Below are 20,207 nucleotides of genomic sequence, written 5' to 3'. Positions count from 1 at the left end.
CGTCGCTCAGGCCACGTCGAACGGGTGCAGCGGGTCGGGGTGATGGTCCGTCAGCGCGGCGTGGGCGTTGACATCCCCCGACAGGCCGAGATCCGCCATGGACAGCGCCGCGTCCGCATGGACCGGCGCCGCGGCCTCCAGCCCCTGGGCGACGAGGTGCTGCCACACCGTGTCCTGTCCATCCGCCGACAGGGCGGAGGCCATGGCGCCACTTCCCGAGGCGGTTCCGGAAGACGGGAACCAGGACTTGTCGGCGTCGACGACCAGCGTGCCGTTCCACCACAGGCCGGCCTGCCCCTTGACCACGTCCTTGCCGTCGAGAGCGCCCTTGTCGTAGGTGACGTTCGACGCCGTGGGGGCGACGGCGTGGCCGTTGATGGTGACCTTGTTGACGAACAGCGAGCGGTCCTGCCCGTTCACCACGGCGTCGTTGTCGTACTGCACCTGGACCTTGTGCGCCTGATCGGCGGTCAGGTTGGTGGCGAAGGCAAAGTCCTTGGCCACCGTGCCGGCCACGCCCTCGCCGACCTTCTGGCCGTCGATCAGCAGGTTGAAGTGGGCGTTCACCCCGCCGGCCGCAGCGCCGGAGGCGTTGACCGTGATGGTCGTGTTGGCGGGCGCCGACACAACCGGAGCATTCTGGGCCGGGAAATCCTTGGCCGGGGCATCGACCACCAGCGTGCCGCCCCACCACATGGACGACTGGCCCTTCACCACGTCCTTGCCGTCGAGAGCGCCCTTGTCATAGGTGACGTTGGCGGCGGTCGGGCTGTGGGCGGTGCCGTTGATGGTGACCTTGTTGACGAACAGGTTGCGGTCCTGGCCGTTCACGAAGCCGTCGTTGTCGTACTGGACCTGCACCTTGTGCGCTTGGTCGGCGGTCAGGTTCGTCGTGAAGCTGTAGTCCTTAGCCGCCGAATCCACCGTGGCCTGCCCCACCGTCTTGCCGTCCACCAGCAGCTTGAAATGGGCGTTCACCCCGCCGGCCGGCGCGCCGGAGGCGTTGACGGTGATCGTCGTGGTGCTCTGCGCCGTGGGGACCGGAGCGGACTGGGCGATCTTGGCGAGCAGGGCATCGGTGTCCAGCTCGAAGTAGCCGGCGGTGCCCATGGCCTTGCCGGTGCTGCGGGCGAGGTCGAGGAACTCGTCCTGGGTCAGCCGGGTGCCGGTCTGCTCCACCCAGGCCTGCTGCGCCTTCGCCACCGCTGCGGTGACCGCCGGGGCGGCGAAGGAGGAGCCGTTGGCCGTGTAGGTGACGCCCGACAGGTTGGTGATCCGCACGTCGGTGCCATCGGCGCAGACGTCGGTCAGGGTCGGGCTGCGCTGCGCCCAGGACGGGAACGCTCCGTCGCCCGTCGAGGCCGACACGCAGATCTGGTTCACGTCGGCCGAGTAGCTGGAGACGCCCTGCGTCACCCCGCCGTCGCCGCTGTTGCCGGCGGCGGCCACGGTCAGCACGCGCTTGGCGGCGAGCGCGGCCAGCTCGTCGGAGATCGAGGTGGTGGCCGCGGTTGTCTGCGCGCCGCCGCCCAGCGACAGGTTCACCGCCGTGATGTTGTAGGCTTCGGCGTTGGCGACGACCCATTGCAGGGCCTTCTCGATGTTGGCCTCGCTGGCGCCGCTGCCGTCGTCGGGCATGACCTTCAGCGCGATGATGCCGACGTCGGGCGCGTTCTCCAGGATCTCCGCGGTGACCAGGGCGCCATGCGTGTTCGCGTTGGCGACCATGACATCGTTGTCGTTTCCGTAGAAGTCATGCTGGTAGACCAGCCGGCCCGTGTTCCAGGCGGAGGACAGGCCGCTGTCGATCACAACGACGTTGCCGGCGGAAGCGGAGCTGTTCGACATCTTGCCAACCTTGTTCGTTCTTGGGCGAACGGCGCCCGGTTACCGGACGCGCAGGGCTGGACTATGCGTGTTTTGCTGTGGCCGCCGTATGACCGCTGCGGGCGATTGCTGTGACCTGGACAGAGGATTTAACCCTCTCCCCTCCGCTCACGCGCGAACTTCGTTTGCGCTGACGCGACAGGCGGACCTCCGGTCCGCCGAAAGCGGGGAGAGGGTGGCCCGCAGGGCCTCTCGCGCTGGCTGAAAGCCAGCGCTGACGGCGACAGGCGGATGCCTATGGCATCCGCTGAGAGCCGGTGAGGGGGGTGCGCTTGTGCCGAAGCTTGTGCCGAACGTGGCGCCACGCACATCCCCCTCAACCATAACCCTCTTCCCAGAGGGGAGAGGGGATAGAGGCAATCCACTACCCCCGCCCGGCGATCAGGCTGTCGGCGGCGGCGCGGGCTTCGGCGGTGACGGTGGCGCCGGACAGCATGCGGGCGATCTCCTCGCGGCGGTCGTCGCCGTCCAGCTCGACCACGCCGGTCGTCACCTGCTCGCCCTTCACCGACTTCTGCACCTTGAGGTGGATGGAGCCGCGCGCGGCGACCTGCGGGCTGTGGGTAACGACCAGCACCTGAAGCCCTTGCCCGAGCGTCTTCAGCCGCTCGCCCACCGCGGCGGCGACGGCGCCGCCGATGCCGGTGTCCACCTCGTCGAACACCAGCGTGCCGACGGTCGAGGTCTGGGCCAGCACCACCTTCAGCGCCAGCATGAAGCGCGCCAGCTCGCCGCCGGACGCGATCTTGTTCAGCGCTCCGGGGGGCGAACCGGGGTTGGTGGCGACCTGGAAGGCCACGCGGTCCATGCCCGACGCCGTCCAGTCCGATTCGTCGGCCAGCGGCTCGACCAGCGTGCGGAACTTCGCCTTTTCCAGTTTCAGCGGAGCGAGTTCCGTGGCGACGGCGGCGTCCAGGCGGCCGGCAGCCTGCTGGCGCTCCCGGCTCAGCGACTCGGCGGCCTTGCGGTAGGCGTCGCGGGCGACCTCGGCCTCGCGGGCGAGACGGGCCAGCAGGTCGCCTTGGTCCTCAATCAGCAGCAGCCGGTCGGCCATGTCCTTGCGCAGGGAGGCCAGCGCGTCCACGTCCACCCCGTGCTTGCGGGCGGCGGCGCGCAGGGCGAACAGCCGCTCCTCCAGCTTCTCCAGGGCCTGCGGGTCCATGTCCACGTCGGAGGACACGGCATGGAGACCGGCGATGGCCTCTCCCGCCTCGGTCGCGGCGCGGTCCAGGGCGGCGATGACCGGGTCGAGCTTGCCGGCGGCCTTGTCGGCGATCCGGCTCAGCGTGCGGATGGCCGAGGACAGGGCGCGCTCCACCCCGCGGTCGCCCGACAGCTCCCCATAGGCGGCGTTCAGGGCATCGACCAGCTTTTCCCGGTGCATCAGCACGGCGCGGGTCTCGGCCAGTTCCTCCTCCTCGCCGGCCTTGGGGGCGAGCGCGTCCAGCTCGGCCACGGCGTGGCGGAGATACTCCTCCTCCGAACGGGCGCGGGCGATCTCGGCGGCGGCGTTGGCGCGCGCGTCCTCCACCTGCCTCCAGGCGCGGTGGGCGGCGGCGACCTGGGCGGCGTGGGCGGACAGCCCGGCGTAGGCGTCCAGCACGCCGCGGTGAGTTTGCGGATTCAGCAGGCCGTGGGTGTCGAACTGGCCATGGACCTCGACCAGCTCCTCGCCCAGCCGCTTCAGCAGGCCGACGCCGACCGCCTGGTCGTTGACCCAGGCGCGGCTGCGCCCGTCGGCGCTGACGGTGCGGCGGACCACCAGCCGCTCCTCGGGGTCGAGCCCCTGCTCCCTGAGGATGGCGAGCGCCGGGTGGTCGCCGGACAGGTCGAACTCCGCCGTCACCGACGCCTGATCGGCGCCGTGGCGGACGAGGCCCGAATCGGCCCGCGCGCCGAGCGCCAGGCCCAGCGCGTCGAGCAGGATCGACTTGCCCGCGCCGGTCTCGCCGGTGAGGACGCACAGGCCCTTGCGGAAGCCCAGCCCCAGCCGTTCGATCAGGACGACGTCCCGGATCGTCAGCGACGCCAGCATGGATCGTCCTAGAACAGGGAGCTCCAGGCTCTGCTGATCCAGGACTTCTCGTTTCGCTCCGGACGCACGTTGGCGTCCACCAGCAGTGCGTAGCTGTCCGTGTACCATTCGCTGCCGGGGAAGTTGTGGCCGAGCACGGCGGCGGCGGTCTTCGCCTCGTCCGTGATTCCCAGCGCCAGATAGCACTCCACCAGCCGGTGCAGCGCCTCAGGGACGTGGGAGGTGGTCTGGTAGTTTTCAATCACCGTGCGGAACCGGCCGATGGCGGCGGTGTACTGACCCTGCTTCAGATAGAAGCGCCCGACCTCCATCTCCTTGCCGGCGAGATGGTCGTTGGTCAGGTCGATCTTGATCTTGGCGTCGCGGGCGTACTGGCTGTCCGGGAAGCGGCGCACGACCTCCGACAGCGCGTCGAGCGCCAGACGGGTCATGCGCTGGTCGCGGCGGACGTCGGTGATCTGCTCGTAATAGGACAGCGCCCGCATGTAGTAGGCGTAGGAAACGTCGGGGCTGCCCGGATGAAGCTGGATGTAGCGGTCGAGCGCCAGGATCGCGTCGTCGTACTTCAGATCCTGGTAATGGGCGTAGGCCGCCATGATCTGCGCCTTGCCCGCCCATTCGGAATAGGGGTGCTGGCGCTCCACCTCGTCGTAGAGCTTGGCGGCCACCTTGAAGCGCTCCTCCCGCATGGCGGCGTCGGCCTCTTGGTAGATCTGCTCGGCCGGGCGCTCGACATACTGGTCCTCGGGTTTGGTCGAGGAGCAGGCGGTCAGGGCGGAAGCCAGGAGGAGGGCCGCAAGCGGCAGACGGGAAAAACGGCAGGGCATGGTCGTCGCGATGCTTTCGAAGTTGGCCCTATATAGCACGCCGGGGCGCGGGGGCGGCAAGCCGCTTCGGCGAACAAATTTCGAACCTCGCCGCCATGACGCGGACGGACCCCCGGAATGGACGGCGATCAGCCGAACAGGGCGTCGATGTCGGCCTGGCTGATGTTGCCCATCTCCTGATGGTCGGCCGGGCCGTGCAGTTCCAGCGTCTCGTCCATCTTGGTGACGGTGGGCGGCAGGGGCATCGCCTCGAACTCGCGCTTGTTCCAATGGCTCATCATCGCGTCGACGCGCTCTTCGATGAAGGACAGGGCGCGGACGACCTTGGTGATGCGCTGGCCGGTCAGGTCCTGGAAGTTGCAGGCCTCGTAGATGCGGACGATCACGTCGTTCATGTCGTTGACGCGGTCGGCGTGGTAGCCCTCCGGCAACGACGACTTCAACTCGTGAACGACCTCCTCCAGCTCCTCGGCGCAGGCCATGATGGTGTTGGTCGCGGCCTCCGTCGCCGAGACGACGGCGTTCAGTTCCTGGGACGCCTGCACAAACTTGTCGTCGCCGGCCAGCGGGTGGCGGATCGCCGCCATCTCCACCTTGGTGGCCTTGATGCGGCCAGAGATGTCGGCGATCTCGACCTGGATCTGGTCGATCTGCTGGGCGTCCATGGTCAGGAAGCGGTCGAGCTTCGCGCCGAGGTCGCTGATGGCGCGGATGACGTCGCTGTTGTCCACCGTGACCGGACCGGACGGCAGCGACGCCAGCGCCGGCGCCAGGGCGGAGGCGTCATCCACCACCGCCTGATAGGGATTGCCGGTCCGGCGGGCCTTTTGAAGCTCCGCCATGAAGGGTTTCGAGAGATTCCTCATGCGGGCTGCGCCTCTTTCCGAAGGGACGTCCGGGGCATCCGCGCACGCCGGCCCGTCTGGTCAGGACTGCCCGCCAAGGCCGGCATCGGCCCGGCGGGCGACGATCGTCATAGCAAACTTCATGTCCCAATTCGCCCGCCGATTGGAGCGGCGGCAACTCTTCACAAATCCGACGCCGGACCGTCTTGTTGACCGTGAGGTCAGCCGAACAGGGCGTCGATGGCCGCCTGATCCAGCGGCGCCGGAGGCTCGTCCGCCGCGGGCGGCGGGGTGGCCGCCGGCTTGGCAGCCGGCTTCGGGGCGGGCTTGGCCGCCGAGGCCGGCTTCGGCACCGGCTTCTTGGCGGCGGGAGCAGGAGCAGGAGCCGGCGGAACCGCGGCAGGAGCGGGAGCCGGACTGTCGAACAGGCTGTCGATGTCCGCCTGGCTGGCCTTCGCCGGAGCGGCCGGTGCAGGGGCTGGGCTGTCGAACAGGCTGTCGATGTCGGCCTGACTCGCCTTGGCTCCGCCTTGGGCCGCCGCCGGGGCGGCGGGAGGGGGTGGAGGAGGAGGCGGTTCGGGAGCCGGCGGCGGTGCCGCCATCGCCGGACTGTCGAACATGCTGTCCACGTCGGCCTGGCTGACGCCGAGGCCGTCGAGCTGCGGGCCGTTCAGCAGGTGCGCGTCCGGGCGGGTGTCCGTGTTTTCAGGCGCGACCTGGAGACCGGCGAGCTTCTCGACGCCCCAGATGTTGATCATCGCGTTGACGCGCTGCTCGATGTAGCGGAGCGCGTTGACCACCTTGCTGGTGCGCTGGCCGGTCAGGTCCTGGAACGAGCAGGCGGTGAAGATGTTGGTCACCTCCCCCTCGATCTCGGAGCACAGGCCGGGGTCGGCGCCGTCCGCCTTCAGCTTGCCCGACAGGTCCATCAGCCGCTCGGCGGCGTTCAGGATCTCGAAGGACGCGCGCTCGGTGGAGATGACGATGGCGTCCAGCTCGTTGGTCGCCGACATGATCTTGTCGCCGCCGGCGTCGGGCGGACGCAGGGCCGCGACCTCGCGCCGCGCCTGCTCGATGGAGGCCGCCATCTCCATCAGCTCCAGCCGCAGCACCTCAACGTGCTTGGAGGCTTCCACCGCCTCGCTCTGCTGATGCCAGGAGCTGCGGAACTCCAGCAGCATGTTGCGCACCTCCTCCGCCGCGGCCCCATGGGCCCGGCGGTGGAAGCGGCGCAGGAAGGCTCGCCCCTTGGTCGTGCGGGCGATCGCTTCCTCGATCTGGTCGAACTCTTCCTCGGAAAGCTGCGGAAGCTGATCCAACCCAACCACTCCTTACCCGCCGATGACGGCCTGGATCTTCTGCTTCAGGGTGTCGGCGTTGAAAGGCTTGACGATGTAGTTGTTCACACCGGCCTGCTTGGCGGCGATCACGTTCTCGGTCTTGCTTTCGGCGGTGACCATGATGAACGGGGTCGAGGCGAGCTTGGCGTCGGCGCGGATCTCCTTGAGGAGCTGCAGGCCGGTCATCGGCTCCATGTTCCAGTCGGAAATGATGAGGCCGAACTTGCTCTCGCGCAGCTTCTGCAGGGCCGAGACGCCGTCGCCGGCCTCGTCGATGTCCGTGTAGCCGATCTGGGTCAGGAGGTTCCGCACGATGCGCCGCATGGTGGCGTAGTCATCGACGACAAGGATCTTCATCTACGCGTCTCCGCATTCTTCCGTTGCTAGGCCCCGGCCCGGCGTTCAGCCCGCCCGGCGCGGCATGGCGTGCGCCGAGGTCGGTCTGGTCCGAGTGTGATGCCTTAAGTCTGCCGAAAAGTCATCCCTCACGGCCACAGTGACGCACGCCCGTAAATATCGGGTTACCAAGACCGCCGAATTTCCGCCGCGCCCCGACGCGATGAGACATCGCTTCCAAGGCACGGGCGCGCGTCCGGCGGCGGCCCGAACAGGCATACCCCTGCGCCGGGTGGGGACCTTGCCAGATTTCACAGGCGAACGCACGGGCTGATTCTCGCCTCACGCGCCGCACACCGGCCGACAAGGATCCATCCCGGCGCATTTCCCTCAATCGATGATCGGCGACGTCGCCTGCCTCAACCAGTGCGTCACGGCGGCGTCCCCCTCACCCGCAAGCCGCGGCTCCAGCGTCTCGCGCACCTGCGTGTGGTAGGCGTTCAGCCAGGCGATCTCCGCCTGGGTCAGCAGCGCCGGCTCGACCAGATTGCGGTCGATGGGGGCCAGGGTCAGCACCTCGAACCCCAGCATGGGCCGCTCCGCCATGGGCAGGTCGAGCGGCTGGACGACGATCAGGTTCTCGATGCGGATGCCGTAGGCGCCGGTCTTGTAGTATCCGGGCTCGTTGGACAGGATCATGCCGGGCTGCAGCGCCACGCTGTTCGGCACCTTGGATATCCGCTGCGGCCCCTCATGCACCGACAGGTAGCTGCCCACCCCGTGGCCGGTGCCGTGGTCGTAGTCCAGCCCCAGCGACCACAGCGGCAGGCGGGCCAGGGTGTCGAGCTGCGACCCGGTGGTGCCGCGCGGGAAGCGGGCCGTGCTGATGGCGATGTGCCCCTTGAGGACCAGCGTGAAGCGCTCGCGCATCTCCGGGGTCGGCGCGCCGATGGCGATGGTGCGCGTCACGTCGGTGGTGCCGTCCTGATACTGGGCGCCGCTGTCCAGCAGGAACAGGCTGCCCGGCTCCAGCCGGCGGTCGGTCGCCTCCGACACCCGGTAATGGACGATGGCGCCGTTCGGCCCCGCCCCGGCGATGGTGTCGAAGCTGAGGCCGCGGAAGCGGTCGTTGGCGCGGCGGAAGGCCAGCAGCCGGTCCGCCGCCTCGATCTCACTCACCGTGCCCGACGGCGCCTCCTGCGACAGCCAGTGCAGGAAGCGGACGAGCGCCGCGCCGTCGCGGATGTGGGCGGCGCGGGTGCCGGCCAGTTCCGCCTCGTTCTTGCAGGCCTTGGGCAGGGCGCAGGGGTCGGGGTCGCGCTCCAGCTTGGCGCCGGCCATGTGCAGCCGGTCGAAGATCCAGGCCGAGGTGCTCGCCGGGTCGGCCATCACCTTGCGCCCTTCGCGGCCCAGCCCGTCGAGCGCGGCGCCCAGTTCGTCCGGGGCGCGCACGGCGACCTGGTTGCCGAGATGGGATTCGACACCGGGCGCCAGCTTGCGGCAGTCGATGAACAGGTCCACCTGCGCGTCGTCCTTCAGGATCGCGAAGGACAGCGGCAGCGGCGTGCAGGGCACGTCCGCGCCGCGCAGGTTGAGAAGCCACGCGATGGAGTCGGGCTGGGTCAGCACCACCGCGCCGATGCCGTTGCGCGTCAGGTCGCCGGCGATGCGGGCGCGCTTGTCGGCGGCGCTGTCCCCGGCGAATGGGAGGTCCTGGGCGACCACCGGAGCCAGCGGGGGTGGGGGCTGGTCCGTCCACACGCAGTCCACCGGATTGTCCGGGCAGGGCACCAGCGACAGGCCGACCCGCTCCAGCTGCTGGCGGGTGCGCTCCACCCAGCCGGCGGTGTGCAGCCACGGATCGTAGCCGAGCCGCCCGCCTTGCGGCAGCGCCTCCCCCACCCATTCGGTCAGCGGATCGTCGACCAGATGCCGGTATTCGTAGAGATCGCCCGACACCTCCGTCTGGACCTGGAGGGTGTAGCGCCCGTCCACGAAGATGGCGGCGCGCTGGCGTCCCACCACGGCGTGGCCGGCCGATCCGGTAAAGCCGGTCAGCCAGGCGAGCCGCTGGGCGCGCGGCGGCACATACTCGCCCTGATGCTCGTCGCCGCGCGGCACGATGAAGCCGTCGAGGTCGGCGCGCGCCAGGACGCCGCGCAGGGCGGCGATGCGGGCGGCATAATCCGGCGCGTCTGCGACGCGGCCGGCGGCGATTTCGGCCTTCAGGGCGCGGAGCTGCCCGGCGAGGTCCTCCGGGACCCGCGCCCCGACCAGGACCATCCAGCCGTCCGAATCCTCCCCCTCCGGCGCGGCGAGCACCCCGGCGACGAGGCTGCGGATGTCCGCGGGGGTTTGGGGCAGGCCCGCCTGGGCCAGAAGCTGCGCCAGGGTTTCGTCGCCGCGGTAAGCGCTGGACACGGGGGCTGATCCTCATCCGGTGAAGCCGACCGCCACAGGCTAGGCAGGGACGCCCCAGCGCGCAAGCGCGGGAATGGGCAGGGACACGTGAAAGGCCGAACCCTCTACAGCCCTGAATCGTCGGGCAGGCCCAGCCGCTCCAGGACGCGCTTGCGGGCGAGGCCGCGGTCGACGTCGGGCACATGCAGCAGGCCGCCGATGCGGCGCAGCAGATTGGCCTCCAGGTCGTTCAATTCGCCGTCGGCGTAGGCGACCTCCCACAGCATCTCGATGATCCACAGCCGCTTGTCCGGCGGACAATGATCGTTGATCACCGTGACGTAGCGGTAGTAGGGCGAGGCGCCCTCCGTGTCGAACACGGCGGCGGACAGCAGGTCCTGCGCCTCCTCCTCGCTCAAATGGAAGTGGCGGCGGGTGACGTCGAGGATGCGCTCGCGCTCCGCCGGGGAAATGGTGTTGTCGGTGCGCGCGGCCTCGACCAGAAGGGCGGCGGCGGCGGCCTCCAGCCTGTGGCGGTCGTCGCCGGGGTCATTCTCCTGGAACAGCGCCCTGATCCGGTTCAGCATCGGTCCTCCGCGGGTCGTCCATATGTCCGCAAGACATTGGCGGCGGGAGGACCGAAATCCAGGGGTGTCAGCCCTTTACGGCTTTCCGCTTCGGCCGCTTCACCACAAGGGTGGTCCATTCGCCGACCGGGATACGCGCCACCAGATGCAGGCCCTGGGTGCGGTGCGCCTGGATGACGTGGCGCTCCTGCCGGTTCAGCAGGCCGGCCAGGACGGCAACGCCGCCGCGCTGGAGATGGCGCTTCAGCTGCGGCGCCATGCGGGCCAGCGGGCGGGCCAGGATGTTGGCGGTGATCAGGCGGTAGGGCTTGTGCTTGCCCACGATGGCGGTGTGGTAGCCGTCGCCGCCCTGCGAGCGGATGCGGGCCTTCACGCCGTTGAGGGCGGCGTTGACGCGGGTGACGCGCACCGCCTCCGGGTCGATGTCCACGGCGGTGACGGGCACCCGCCAGCGCTTGGTCACCGCCAGCGCCAGGATGCCCGAGCCGCAGCCCATGTCGAGCGCCCCGCCCCGCCCGGCGCGCGGTAGGCTCATCCGCCGGGCCAGCCGATCCAGCGCCATCAGGCAGCCCTTGGTGGAGCCATGCTCGCCCGTGCCGAAGGCGGTGGCGGCGTCGACCAGCAGCGGAATGCTGCCCGCCGGGACGATGCCCTCGTGGTGGGAGCCGTGGACGAAGAAGCGGCCGGCCTGGATCGGCGGAAAGCCCTGGTAGCTGTGCGAGACCCAGTCGATGAGGGGCAGTTCCTCGACGATCAGCTTGGGCTCGGGGATGCCCATGGCCTCGGCCAGAACGGCGACGCGGGCGTTCAGCCGCGGCTCGTCCGGCTGCCCGTAGACCGTCGCCTCGACCAGCCAGTCGCCGTGCTCCTCCAGCTCGAAGGTGGACACCGCGTCGGCGTGATCGCCAATCGCCTCGGCGAACGCGGGGGCGTGGGCTTCGGGAATGACGAGCGCGATGCGCCAGAGCTTGGAAGAGGACATGGGGACGGTCGCCGATGATGGGGTGGTCGTTGTCTGGTGGGAGACTTAACCACAGAGACGCGGAGACACAAAGATTTCCTGCAGCCGGGACGTCCTGCAGCCGCAAGCACGCTCCCGTCGCGGCACGGGGCTGCCGCATCCGGAAACGGGTCGGCCGGGCCGGATCGACCGCGGCCTGCGACGATTTGGCTGACGAAAACACGCCACAGGCTTGCCATCGCTTTTCTTACCACTTTTGAGCGGGCACACTGCGACCACGGACGGGCGGACCGAGGGCTCCCCCAGAGGCTGTTTTGTGGGCATAGGGGGGCGGGCTTGATGCAGCGTGTTTGCAAGGCGGCCAAGGCATGGATGACCGCGCTGGTGGCGGTTTCAGGGGCGGCGATGGTGTCGGGCTGTGCGCTCGATCCGGTCGGGCTGGCGATCGGGGCGGCAAGTTCGATGTCCGGACCGTCGGAGGCGTCGATGACGGCCGATGTCGCTGCCGCCTACCGGGGCACGGACTGCCCGACGCTGGAAGCGCTGCTGAAAGACTACAGTGACCCGCTGCCCACGTTGGGCGGGAGCGAACGTCAAGCGCAGACGATTCATATTACTGCGGTGCGGCAGCTTATGGCGGAACAACGCTGCCCGGCGGCGGGTGCGGGCTCCACGGCGACGGCGGCGGTCACCGCCGGGCCCGGCACACCCGCCCCCGCCCCGGCACCAGCGGCGGCGCGCGAACCGCAGGGGGCGATGGGGGCGGCCGTGGAGCCCCTGACCCCCCATCTGGTGCAGGCATTGGGTGTGGAATCGCCGCGCGGTCTGGTGGTGACGGCGCTGGCACCGGGCAAGGCGGCCGAGCTGTCGGGCATCCGGGCGGGCGACGTGATCCTGGAGGTGCGCGGCGTGGCGGTGGACGATGCGGCGCAGATGCGCCGCGTCCTGGGCGTGGTGCCCAGCGGGCAAAGCGTGCCGGTCAAGCTGTGGCGCGCCCGCGAGCCGCGCGAGTTGATCGTCGGCCCGATCACCAGCACCACCCCGGCTCTGCCGCCCGGTGCTGTGTACGCCGATGCGCCGGTCCTGCCGGTCGCGCCGGTGCGGGAGCGCTTCTGCGTGGCCCAGGTGATCGGTTCGGGCCTGTTCGCGAGTGGGCTGCACTCGCCGCTGTTCACGGTGCGCAACGACGGCAGCGAAGCGGAAAGTGCCAAGCTGACGACAGCCTTTTTGGAGGCGGCGCGGAAGGCTCAACCCGGGTATTGGCTGGCGCCGCACCCGCGGCCGACCTGCACCCGGGATTCGAAGGTCTGCACGTCGGCCAGCGCCGACTCCGACGTGCTGATGATGATGTGCGAGACGGACCGCGAGAAGGGCGCGCAGATCTACGAAGCGCTGCGGCGGGACCAGCCGCTGATCGAACTGGCCTGGTCGCCATCGGCGCCGTGAGGCGAAGCCGGCGGAGTCACCGTCCCGACAGCCGGTCCGCGATGTCGTGCATCCCCTGCTCGCGAAGGATCGCCTGACGGTGGCGGATGAGGCGGCGGGCCAGCGCCTTCTCGACCTCGGCGCCGCCGAGCAGGCGCCCCTGCGGATCGCGCAGATGGGTGGCGAGGTGGTCGGCCAGCAGCGCCTCCTTCTTCGGGTCGCGGCGGTCGAGCGGCTGGGTGCCGTTCAGCGATTGCTGGATGCGCTCCAGAAGAACGGCGCGGCAGCAGGGCGCGCGCCCCTGGACGATCAGCGCCCCGACATGGGCGAGCAGGGGGCTGACCGGCTCGCTCTTCGGCTGCGGGTCGCGGCCCAGGATCAGGTCGGCCAGCGCGCACAGCCCCAGGGCGAGGTTCGGCTGCGCCCCCAGAAGCTCCTTCACCAGTTCGGCGGAGCCCAGCGCGTCGGCCATCACCCCGTCCAGCAGGGCGAGGTGCCGCGGCTCCACGTCCGGCCCGATCAGGTCGAGCAGCATCTCCAGCTTGCCCGCCAGCGAATTGCGGTCCGCCAGATGGACGGTGAGCTGGCTGAGAAAGGCGAAGTCGTGCCCCTCCTCCCCCACCGCGGCGACGAGGACCCGGCTGGATCGGGACAGGTCGGCGGGATCGAAGGCCGGCAGCGTCTTGCGCTCCGCCTGGAAATCGCGGGCGCGGGTCATCACGACGTCGGCAAAGGCCCGCAATTCGCGCGCCCGCGCCGGCACCGCGACGCCGTGGCGGTCCGCGTGGTGGCGGGCCACCGCCTGAATCGCCGCGCCGAGCAGAAGGCCCTGCTCGTCGAGCTTGCGCAGGTAGGTCCAGGAATGGAGAAGCTCGGTCGGGATGATGCGGAACTTGTCGAGGAAGGAACGCAGCAGCCGCCCGGTGACCATCCGCGATTCGAAGCCGTAGAGATCGCCGGGGGCCGTGCAGCAGGGCGCGCCTTCCGCCGTGCCGCCCAGCGCCATGGGCCTGTCCTTCACCACCGGGACCGCCTTCTGGAAGATCACCGTCTCCAGCGACAGCCCGGCCAGCGAGCGGAACCTGAGGGTCTTGACCTCCTCGACCCCGCTGACCGCCAGCCAACTGCGGGCGGAGGCCAGGGCCCGGCGCTCGTCGTCGTAGGTCCCCTCGATGGTCCAGCGTCCCTCGCGGCGGATCTGGACCTCGAACGCGGTGCTGCTCTTGCCAAACACTGGGCGGGTTCCGTGGCTGTGGGTGCGCTGTCTGGACCCCACCAGTAGCCGAACGCCGCCGCCCGGCCTGTGACGATCGTCACCGCGGCGGGGCGCTGCGGCAATCCGTCACCCTGCCCCGACCATCCCGCCTGTGTCAGCCCGCCTTCTCGGCCGGCACCACGAAGCTGTCCATCACCTTCTTGCTGCCGGCCTGGTCGAAGTCGATCTCCAGCTTGTCCTGGTCGACCGCCGTGACGGTGCCGTAGCCGAACTTCTGATGGAACACCCGCGCCCCCTTCGGGAAGGGCGCGTTCGGGCGGGCGCGCGGAGCGACCTGATAGGAACCGCTGTCCAGCGTGATGGTGCGCGGTGACGGAGGCTGCTGCCGGCCCGCCGCCTGCTGGCCGGCGCGAAAGGCGGCGTAGCTCGACGAGTCGCGGAAGCTCCCGCCCCCGCCGAAGCCGCCCCCGGCATTGCCGCCCGGATAAAGGCCGCTCGCCGCCTCCGCCTCGACGTCGCCGCCGGGGATCTCCTCGACGAAGCGGGAGGGGATGGCGCTGACCCAGTTGCCGTAGAGCCGCCGGTTGGCGGCGTGGCTGATGTAGGCCCGCTTGCGCGCGCGGGTCAGCCCGACATAGGCGAGGCGGCGCTCCTCCTCCAACCCGGCGATGCCGGTCTCGTCCAGCGCGCGCTGGTTGGGGAACACGCCCTCCTCCCAGCCGGGCAGGAAGACCATGTCGAACTCCAGCCCCTTGGCGCCGTGCAGGGTCATCACCGTGACCTGATCGACCCCGGCGGCCTCGGCGTTCTCCATGACCAGGGCGACATGCTCCAGGAAACCCGACAGGTTCTCGAACTCCGCCATGGCGGTGATGAGTTCCTTGAGGTTCTCCAGCCGGCCCGGCGCCTCGGGCGTCTTGTCCTCCTGCCACATGCGGGTGTAGCCGGACTCGTCCAGGATCATCCGGGCCAGCTCGGTGTGCGGCATGGTCGCCGACAGGGTGCGCCAGCGGAAGAAGTCCTGCAGCAGGTTGCGCATCACGCCGCGCACCTTGGGCTTCAGCTCGTCCGTCTCGGTCAGCGCCCAGCCGGCCTCGGTCAGCGGCATCCCGCGCGAGCGCGCCGCCTGATAGAGGCATTGCAGGGCCGCCGGGCCGACGCCGCGCTTGGGCACGTTGACGATGCGCTCGAAGGCCAGATCATCGTCGGGCGAGTTGACGACGCGCAGATAGGCCATCGCGTCGCGGATCTCCTGCCGCTCGTAGAAGCGCGGGCCGCCGATCACCCGGTAGGGCAGGCCCAGCGTGATGAAGCGCTCCTCGAACTCGCGGGTCTGGAAGCCGGCGCGGACCAGGACGGCGATCTGGGCGAGCGAGACGCCCTGGCGCTGCAGCGCCTCGATCTCGTCGCCGACCCAGCGGGCCTCCTCCTCGCCGTCCCAGACGCCGCGCACGCGCACCGGCTCGCCGCCGTCCGCCTGGGTCCACAGCGTCTTGCCGAGCCGCCCCTTGTTGTTGGCGATCAGGCCGGAGGCCGCGGACAGGATGTGCCCGGTGGAGCGGTAGTTCTGCTCCAACTTGACCACCTTGGCGCCGGGGAAGTCGGCTTCGAAGCGCAGGATGTTGCCGATCTCGGCGCCGCGCCAGGCGTAGATCGACTGGTCCTCGTCGCCGACGCAGCAGATGTTCTTGTGGGCCTGCGAGAGGATGCGCAGCCAGAGATACTGGGCGACGTTGGTGTCCTGATACTCGTCCACCAGGATGTATTTGAACTTGCGGTGGTATTCCGCCAGCACGTCCGGGTGCTTCTGGAACAGCGTGATGTTGTGCAGCAGAAGGTCGCCGAAGTCGCAGGCGTTCAGCGTGCGCAGCCGCTCCTGGTAGGCGCGGTAGAGCGCCACCACGCGCCCGCCGGCCACGTCGCCGCCGTCGCCGTCGTTCAGCCGGTCCGGCGTCAGGCCGCGGTCCTTCCAGCGCTCGATCACGCCCAGCACCTGCCGCGCCGGCCACTTCTTGGAATCGACGTTCGCCGCCTCCAGAAGCTGCTTGATCAGGCGGATCTGGTCGTCGGTGTCGAGGATGGTGAAGTTGGACTTCAGACCCACCAGCTCGGCGTGGCGGCGCAGGATGCGCGCGGCCAGCGCGTGGAAGGTGCCCAGCCACCAGCCCTCCGGCTCGATCCCCACCAGATGGGCGACGCGCTCGCGCATCTCGCGGGCGGCCTTGTTGGTGAAGGTCACCGCCAGGATCTGGAAGGCGGCGGCGCGGCGCGTCATCAGCAGATGGGCCAGCCGGGTGGTCAGCACCCGCGTCTTGCCGGTGCCGGCGCCGGCCAGCACCAGAACCGGGCCGTCCAGGGCCTCGACCGCCTCGCGCTGCACGGGATTCAGCCCGTCCAGATAGGCGAAACGCTGCGCCGGCGCGGGGGCCGGGGCGCCCGCGTGGCTGAGGGGATCATGGCCCAGCGGATCGTCGTAGGCGTAGGGATCGGACATGCGGCACCGGAGTTCCTGGGCGGGCTCCCCCGCGGTCGGGAGACGCCCTTCATCGAAAGAGGACACCGTATATAGCACGCCCCCCGGCGCATCGAACCCCTTCCCTCGACGGGACGGCCGGGGGGCTCCGCCGATCGGCATGGACCTAGGCCCATGGACCGAGACAGAGGCGATCCGCCCTATGTCCGACACCATAGCGCCTGTCTTATCACAATCGCCCGAAGTCACATCGGCCATAGGAACCCAAGAATCACCCGCAGTCACAGACAAATCACAGGCCGGAGCGAATTCAGGACCGATTGATTATTCCACCCGGAACATTCACGAACGGTTCCTTGGACGGTTTGTCTTATTTCGGCTTAGGGCATATGCCCATTGCGAGACATAATTTTTCCTTTGGAGAAATTTTCTGTTCCGCAAATCCGGGGTAATGTCCAATCAGATCGTGGCACCCCGGAACCAAACGGACAGCCGCGGAGAGCGGCCCTCCCCCCGGACCGGATGTCCACGGAGGCGCCAGACGAACGACCGAATTGAAACAAGCAGAGGGCGGGTAGGAACAATGGACCCCGTGAACGTTTTCCTGATCGACGCGAACAAGCTCTTCCGCGAAGGCATGAAGCGTCTGTTCGAAAACACGCCCTTCAAGGTGATGGGCGAGGCCGGCACCCTGCGCGAGGGCGTCCCCGCGGTCGAGGCGGCGGGCACCCAGCCCGATCTGGTCCTCATCGACCTTATCAACGGCGGCGAGGACGAGGCCGACCAGCTCCGCGCCTTGCGCGACGGCCACCCCGGCATCCGCGTCGTCATCCTGACCACCGACCTGTGCACCCGCCGCCTGTCGGGCGCGCTCGGCGCCGGCGCCCACGGCTACCTGATGAAGGACATCGCCTGCGAAGCGCTGATGCAGTCGCTGAAGCTGGTGATGATGGGCGAGAAGGTGTTCCCCACCCACCTGGCCGAGCTGCTCATCAACGGCCGCAGCGAAGAGCTGGCGACCGAGGTCCCGGCGCGGCGCAAGGGCCTGTCCCAGCGCGAGATCCAGATCCTGCGCTGCCTGCTGAACGGCAACTCCAACAAGATGATCGCCAACCACCTCCACATCACGGAGGCCACGGTGAAGGTCCATCTGAAGAGCCTGCTGCGCAAGATCAACGCCTCCAACCGCACCCAGGCGGCGATCTGGGCGCTGAACAACGGCATCGGCGACCAGCCGGCGGAAGCCGCCGGGGTCAGCGCCAACGTGGTCTGATCCATCGTCCTGCAGTTCTGCCTTCCCGGCATCCACAACGCCGGCCGCGCCATCCCGCGGCCGGCGTTGTCGCGTCCGGAGCACCCGCTTTGGCTGCGGCGACACGCCATAAGTGGTGTGCCATAGGACCAAAGGCCCTCTTCCGCCTCGAAATGATGATGGCTATTTCGGCAATACGCTCCGAATTTGTTTGGATCGCAGCCCCGACACGATGAGCATCATGGAATACAGCGCGGAAAAGCCGACCCTGAACGTTCTGCTTGCCGACGATCACCTGCTGTTCCGGGACGGGCTGCGGCGTCTGCTCGCCCAGTCGGACGACAGCATGGTGTTTCACGAGGCCGGGACGTTCGACGACGTCCGCCGCCTGTGCGACGGCGCCATCGCCTTCGACCTGATCCTTCTTGATCTCGGCATGCCGGGATGGAACGGCTTCTCCTTGCTCGGCGAGATCCACCAGCGGCTTCCCAAGGCGCTTCTGGTCGTGGTGTCGGGATCGGAGAAGCGGTCGGACCTTCTGGCCGCGCTGGAGAACGGCGCCGCCGGCTTCATCCCGAAGTCGAGCAGCGCGAAGGTGCTGATGGGCGCCCTTCAGCTCGTGCTGGCCGGCGGCGTCTATCTGCCGGAACAGGCGATCCGCGGCGACCGGACGACCGACAGCGCGCCGCACACCGTCAACGGCGCGGGCGATGCCGACCCGCTGGGCTCCCTGGCCGATGGGGCGGGCGACCAGCTCACCCCGCGCCAGCGCGACGTGCTGAACCGGCTGCGCGACGGCAAGTCCAACAAGCAGATTGCGCATGAGCTAGGCCTGACCGAGGGCACGGTGAAGGTGCATGTGACGGCGATCCTGCGCCAGCTCGGCGTCCGCAACCGCACCCAGGCCGCAATCACCGCGAACGGTTTCTGACCGGACGCTCCTTCAAGGCCTGTTCCTCTCAGGCCCCTCCCCGCTCCACCGAAGCGACCAACGCGGCCAGAGCGCCGCGGATGGCCGATTCGTGCTTGGAGGGCAGAACCTGCTGACCAGGAACGGTCACCACCGTCAAGGTGCGGCAGCCGGTCAGGCGCTGCTCCAGAAAGGACGTGCCCGCGAAGCCGTCCGGCACATCCTTCCCCTGCACCAGCGTGACCGGCACGCGGACCGCGTCGAGCGCGGGCGCCATGGCCAGAAGCTCCGCCGCGCTGTCGCGGACGACCGGCGGCAGAATGCGGGCGGCGATGCGGCGGAACACGCCCGGCCGGGCCGTCTCCTCGGTCATCGGGTCGATCAGCAGAAGGCCGCCGACCAGCTCCGGAAAATCCAGCACGGCCCGCAGCGCCACCGGCACACCACTGCCGCAGCCGATCAGCAGCGGCTTGCGTGAGCGGCGGAGCGCCAGAAGCGGACGCAGCGCCGCCGCCGGCACGCCGGGGTCGCCGCCGTGCAGGCGGGAAGCGCCGCTGATCGGCGCCGGATCGGGACGTGGCACGGCCACCCATTCCTGCCCCGCCGGCACCGCGCGCAGCAGGCGGGTCCAGGCCCGGGATTCGCTCGACGCCGCATGGACCAGGATGATCCGCCGCCCAGCGGGATCGCCGGCGACGAGGCAGCCCGGCCCCACCTCCCGCGATGCGCCGCAACGTGCGGTCGGCGCCTCGCCCGGCGACGACGGCACGATGCCGAACGCGGCTCCAGCGGGCCGCCCGGCGCTGCTGTGTATGGTCAAGGCTCCGCTCCCCGATTCCCGAACACGTCGCGGAGATCGTCTCCGCCGATTGACAGGGAGCCTAATGGAGGGTTTGCAGCCTTGTCCCGTACCATAAAAAGGCCCGAAATGGCGCGAACGGTGGCCGCAAATCCCGAAAATCGCAGGTTTTTACCCCAATTGTTGTGCAGTTCCGCGATTGACGGCGGAATCCGCACAAGAATTGGGGACGCTCAGTGAATGGTGTTGCCGTCGGGAAGCGCCTCGACCGGACGGTCGTCGCGCGGCTCGGACGGGCGGTGCAGTTCGCGCATCAGATCCCGCCAGTCCGGCGACCCGCCGAGCTGCTGGATCAACTGCGTGGAGAAGGCGAACACAGCCATCTCCAGCGGCCCGTTGTCCTCGGCGTGGGCGTTGACGGTCAGGCAGGATTCCGCGGCGCTGACGAAGATGGCCGACGCGATGGCCACCCCCGGTCCCGGCTCGGGCAACGGCACCGGGACCGGGGCGGAGCCGGTGGTGCGCAGGGCCGACAGGTTCTCCACCAGCAGGCGCGTGCGGATGGCGGTGTCGATCGCCGCCCCCATGGTGTAGCCGGCCTCCGACTCCGCGGCGGAGCGCAGCAGGCGCAACCCCGCGATCACCCCGTGGGCGACGTCGGCGGTGCCGGCGCGCTTGGCCGCCGCGGCGATGGCGGTGCCAAGGATGGCGGTGACCACCGGCGCCATGCTTTCGGCGTCGTCGCCCATGACGGCGGCGTCGGTGGGTTCTTCGTGGTTCTGGACCTCGTTCATGCGGCCTCCGATCCGGTGATACCCTGGATGGCGTGCGGCGCGGACCCCGGTTCCCTGCGGAACCGCTTTTTGCTCAAAGGTCCCTCTTTCGATCTGTGGCCTTTCCGGAGGGCATTCAAG

At 69.3% G+C, this 20,207-nt stretch carries 16 protein-coding genes; 3 read left to right on the top strand and 13 right to left on the bottom strand.

The features are described 5' to 3' along the window. Positions 1-6: 6 nt before the first annotated feature. From FHW79_RS32535 to FHW79_RS05045, 9 genes are all read right to left on the bottom strand, one after another. Positions 7-1,848 (bottom strand): carbohydrate-binding domain-containing protein, encoded by a 1,842-nt coding sequence (locus tag FHW79_RS32535; RefSeq protein ID WP_247884181.1) that lies wholly within the window; start codon positions 1,846-1,848, stop codon positions 7-9. A gap of 403 nt (positions 1,849-2,251) precedes the next feature. Further along, complete coding sequence (recN, locus tag FHW79_RS05080) at positions 2,252-3,922, bottom strand: DNA repair protein RecN (RefSeq protein WP_183177937.1); 1,671 nt, start codon at positions 3,920-3,922, stop codon at positions 2,252-2,254. 8 nt (positions 3,923-3,930) lie between these two features. Beyond that, entirely contained in the window at positions 3,931-4,749 is an 819-nt protein-coding gene (locus tag FHW79_RS05075) for an outer membrane protein assembly factor BamD (protein ID WP_014241237.1), read from the bottom strand. 128 nt (positions 4,750-4,877) lie between these two features. Continuing rightward, positions 4,878-5,615, bottom strand: coding sequence for a protein phosphatase CheZ (locus FHW79_RS05070; protein WP_014241238.1), 738 nt, complete (start codon positions 5,613-5,615; stop codon positions 4,878-4,880). 200 nt (positions 5,616-5,815) lie between these two features. Next, the gene (locus FHW79_RS05065) at positions 5,816-6,922 is read right to left on the bottom strand and encodes a protein phosphatase CheZ (protein ID WP_183177936.1); all 1,107 of its coding nucleotides are present in this window, start codon (positions 6,920-6,922) and stop codon (positions 5,816-5,818) included. A 3-nt stretch (positions 6,923-6,925) separates the two neighbouring features. Beyond that, positions 6,926-7,291, bottom strand: coding sequence for a chemotaxis response regulator CheY (locus tag FHW79_RS05060; protein WP_014241240.1), 366 nt, complete (start codon positions 7,289-7,291; stop codon positions 6,926-6,928). 369 nt (positions 7,292-7,660) lie between these two features. Beyond that, positions 7,661-9,691 (bottom strand): M24 family metallopeptidase, encoded by a 2,031-nt coding sequence (locus FHW79_RS05055; protein ID WP_183177935.1) that lies wholly within the window; start codon positions 9,689-9,691, stop codon positions 7,661-7,663. 104 nt (positions 9,692-9,795) lie between these two features. After that, a complete protein-coding gene (locus tag FHW79_RS05050; protein ID WP_149648405.1) occupies positions 9,796-10,257 on the bottom strand; it encodes a TerB family tellurite resistance protein in 462 nt (153 codons plus the stop codon). A 67-nt stretch (positions 10,258-10,324) separates the two neighbouring features. Next, complete coding sequence (locus FHW79_RS05045; RefSeq protein WP_183177934.1) at positions 10,325-11,239, bottom strand: 50S ribosomal protein L11 methyltransferase; 915 nt, start codon at positions 11,237-11,239, stop codon at positions 10,325-10,327. Positions 11,240-11,557: 318 nt separating this feature from the next. On the opposite strand from FHW79_RS05045, the gene FHW79_RS33215 reads away from it, so the two are divergent. Next, positions 11,558-12,664: a PDZ domain-containing protein gene (locus FHW79_RS33215; protein WP_183177933.1), complete on the top strand. Its 1,107-nt coding sequence runs from the start codon at positions 11,558-11,560 to the stop codon at positions 12,662-12,664. 16 nt (positions 12,665-12,680) lie between these two features. On the opposite strand, the gene FHW79_RS05035 is transcribed toward FHW79_RS33215, so the two are convergent. Then, positions 12,681-13,877: a hypothetical protein gene (locus tag FHW79_RS05035; RefSeq protein ID WP_183177932.1), complete on the bottom strand. Its 1,197-nt coding sequence runs from the start codon at positions 13,875-13,877 to the stop codon at positions 12,681-12,683. Between the two features lie 136 nt (positions 13,878-14,013). Further along, the gene (locus FHW79_RS05030; RefSeq protein WP_183177931.1) at positions 14,014-16,353 is read right to left on the bottom strand and encodes a UvrD-helicase domain-containing protein; all 2,340 of its coding nucleotides are present in this window, start codon (positions 16,351-16,353) and stop codon (positions 14,014-14,016) included. A 562-nt stretch (positions 16,354-16,915) separates the two neighbouring features. On the opposite strand from FHW79_RS05030, the gene FHW79_RS05025 reads away from it, so the two are divergent. Then, positions 16,916-17,605, top strand: coding sequence for a response regulator transcription factor (locus FHW79_RS05025; protein WP_014241248.1), 690 nt, complete (start codon positions 16,916-16,918; stop codon positions 17,603-17,605). A gap of 247 nt (positions 17,606-17,852) precedes the next feature. Further along, a complete protein-coding gene (locus tag FHW79_RS05020; RefSeq protein ID WP_183178302.1) occupies positions 17,853-18,515 on the top strand; it encodes a response regulator transcription factor in 663 nt (220 codons plus the stop codon). Between the two features lie 28 nt (positions 18,516-18,543). On the opposite strand, the gene FHW79_RS05015 is transcribed toward FHW79_RS05020, so the two are convergent. Then, positions 18,544-19,314, bottom strand: coding sequence for an alpha/beta hydrolase (locus tag FHW79_RS05015; protein ID WP_183177930.1), 771 nt, complete (start codon positions 19,312-19,314; stop codon positions 18,544-18,546). 212 nt (positions 19,315-19,526) lie between these two features. After that, positions 19,527-20,087, bottom strand: a complete 561-nt coding sequence (locus tag FHW79_RS05010; protein WP_183177929.1) for a hypothetical protein — start codon at positions 20,085-20,087, stop codon at positions 19,527-19,529. Positions 20,088-20,207: the final 120 nt, after the last annotated feature.

The sequence above is a fragment of the Azospirillum sp. OGB3 genome, assembly GCF_014192915.1.
Classification (GTDB): domain Bacteria; phylum Pseudomonadota; class Alphaproteobacteria; order Azospirillales; family Azospirillaceae; genus Azospirillum.
This window is presented reverse-complemented; position numbering and strand designations above follow the sequence as displayed.

Coding starts and splice junctions, on each gene's coding strand:
- FHW79_RS05045 (WP_183177934.1), bottom strand. CDS start 11,239: ATGTCCTCTTCCAAGCTCTGGCGCATCGCGCTCGTCATTCCCGAAGCC.
- FHW79_RS05030 (WP_183177931.1), bottom strand. CDS start 16,353: ATGTCCGATCCCTACGCCTACGACGATCCGCTGGGCCATGATCCCCTC.
- FHW79_RS05025 (WP_014241248.1), top strand. CDS start 16,916: ATGGACCCCGTGAACGTTTTCCTGATCGACGCGAACAAGCTCTTCCGC.
- FHW79_RS05075 (WP_014241237.1), bottom strand. CDS start 4,749: ATGCCCTGCCGTTTTTCCCGTCTGCCGCTTGCGGCCCTCCTCCTGGCT.
- FHW79_RS05010 (WP_183177929.1), bottom strand. CDS start 20,087: ATGAACGAGGTCCAGAACCACGAAGAACCCACCGACGCCGCCGTCATG.
- FHW79_RS05060 (WP_014241240.1), bottom strand. CDS start 7,291: ATGAAGATCCTTGTCGTCGATGACTACGCCACCATGCGGCGCATCGTG.
- FHW79_RS05050 (WP_149648405.1), bottom strand. CDS start 10,257: ATGCTGAACCGGATCAGGGCGCTGTTCCAGGAGAATGACCCCGGCGAC.
- recN (WP_183177937.1), bottom strand. CDS start 3,922: ATGCTGGCGTCGCTGACGATCCGGGACGTCGTCCTGATCGAACGGCTG.
- FHW79_RS05070 (WP_014241238.1), bottom strand. CDS start 5,615: ATGAGGAATCTCTCGAAACCCTTCATGGCGGAGCTTCAAAAGGCCCGC.
- FHW79_RS32535 (WP_247884181.1), bottom strand. CDS start 1,848: ATGTCGAACAGCTCCGCTTCCGCCGGCAACGTCGTTGTGATCGACAGC.
- FHW79_RS33215 (WP_183177933.1), top strand. CDS start 11,558: ATGCAGCGTGTTTGCAAGGCGGCCAAGGCATGGATGACCGCGCTGGTG.